Source organism: Mesorhizobium sp. M7A.F.Ca.AU.001.01.1.1 (assembly GCF_004022735.1).
Taxonomy (GTDB): Bacteria; Pseudomonadota; Alphaproteobacteria; order Rhizobiales; family Rhizobiaceae; genus Mesorhizobium; species Mesorhizobium ciceri.
In genome coordinates this window covers 1-1779 of record NZ_RZPF01000984.1, presented here as the reverse complement: position 1 = coordinate 1779, position 1779 = coordinate 1, and the positions used below count along the sequence as shown (strand labels likewise).

The following is a 1779-nucleotide window of genomic DNA, read 5'->3' as shown; positions in this document are numbered from 1 at the left end:
CTACGTGCTGACCCGGCGCCGGCGAACGCGCAGGCTGCGGCAGGAAGCGCTGGCGCGCATGAATGCCGAGCTCGAAAGCCGGGTCAGCACGCGAACGGCCGAGCTGACGCGCTCCAACACCGCACTTGCCGGCGAAATCGCCGAGCGCGAGAATGCCGAAGCCAAGGTCCGCCGACTGCGCGACGATCTCGCCCAGGCCAACCGGCTTTCCATCCTCGGCCAGATCGCCGCCGGCGTGGCGCATGAGATCAACCAGCCGGTCGCCGCCATCCGCACCTATGCGGAGAATGCAGGTCGTTTTCTGGACAGCGGCAAGACCGGATCGGCCAGCGGCAATCTGACATCGATCGTTTCGATGACCGAACGCATCGGCGCGATCACCGGCACCTTGCGCACTTTCGCCCGCCGGCCGGGCGTCGCCGCTTCGCCGCTGCCGGTGCGCGAGGCGATCGACGGCGCGCTGTCGCTGCTGTCAGGCCGCATACGCGATTCCGGCGTCACCATCGTCAGGCCGCGCGGCAATGCCTCGCCGGTGGTCATGGCGAGCCGCATCCGGCTGGAGCAGATCCTGGTCAATCTTTTGCAAAATGCATTGGACGCGATGAAGGACCAGCCCGATCCGCGCATCGAGATCGAACTCGCCGAGCGCGGTGATCGAGTGCTGATTTCGGTGCGCGACAATGGACCCGGCCTTGGTCCGGAGGCGGCCGGCAATCTGTTCATGCCGTTCCAGACCACCAAGGAGAAGGGGCTTGGCCTGGGGCTGGTGATCTCGCAGGAGATCGCCCAGGAATTGGGCGGCACGCTGCGGCTCGATCCCGGCAATGGCAGCGGCGCATCCTTCACCATCGATTTGAGGCGAATTGAATGACAGACGGATCAGGGCTGGTCGCGCTCGTCGACGACGATGCGGACCTCCTTCACGCCACCACGCAATTGCTCGAGCTTGCCGGCTTCACGGTGGTCGCACTCGACGCCGCCGAGGCAGCACTTGCCGTCGTCGACAGGAATTTCGAGGGCGTCGTCGTCAGCGATATCCGCATGCCAGGCATGAATGGTCTGCAGCTGTTCGATCGCATCAAAGCGATCGACGCGGATATACCGGTGATCCTGGTTACCGGGCATGGCGACGTCGATCTCGCTGTGGCCGCGCTCAAGGACGGCGTTTACGATTTCATTCCGAAACCCTATGCCGGAGAACGCCTTGTCGAGGCGCTGAAACGGGCGAGTGAGAAGCGGCGGCTGGTGATGGAAAACCGGCGGCTGCGCGAAGCCGCGGCATTGGCCGCCGACGGCCTGCCGCTGATCGGCGAGGCGCCTGCCATCAAGCGGTTGCGCGAGACCTTGCGCCAGATCGCCGACATGGATGTCGATGTGCTGGTCGAGGGAGAAACGGGAACCGGCAAGGAAGTGGTGGCGGACCTCCTGCACCGATGGGGGCGGCGGCGCGCAAAACCCTTCGTCGCGCTGAATTGCGGCGCTCTGCCGGAGACGGTCATAGAGAGCGAGTTGTTCGGCCACGAGGCTGGCGCGTTCACCGGCGCGCAGCGGCGGCGGATTGGCAGCATCGAGCATTCGAGCGGCGGCACGCTGTTTCTCGACGAGATCGAATCCATGCCGCCTGCGCTCCAGGTCAAGCTGCTGCGCGTGCTCGAAACGCGCAGCCTCACGCCGCTTGGCTCGAACGAGATACGGCGCATCGATCTCAGGGTCGTCGCAGCGACCAAGGTCGATCTCGGGCGGCCGGACCAGCGCGGCGATTTTCGCGAGGATCTGTAT

2 protein-coding genes are annotated in these 1779 nt (G+C 65.4%); both read left to right on the top strand.

Features of this window, described 5'->3' with window-relative positions:
• On the top strand, positions 1-871 hold an 871-nt coding region (locus EN884_RS34860), incomplete at its 5' end, for an ATP-binding protein (RefSeq protein WP_164895386.1).
• A partial coding sequence (locus EN884_RS34855) for a sigma-54 dependent transcriptional regulator (RefSeq protein WP_164895385.1) occupies positions 868-1779 on the top strand: 912 nt, incomplete at its 3' end. The genes EN884_RS34860 and EN884_RS34855, both read left to right, overlap by 4 nt.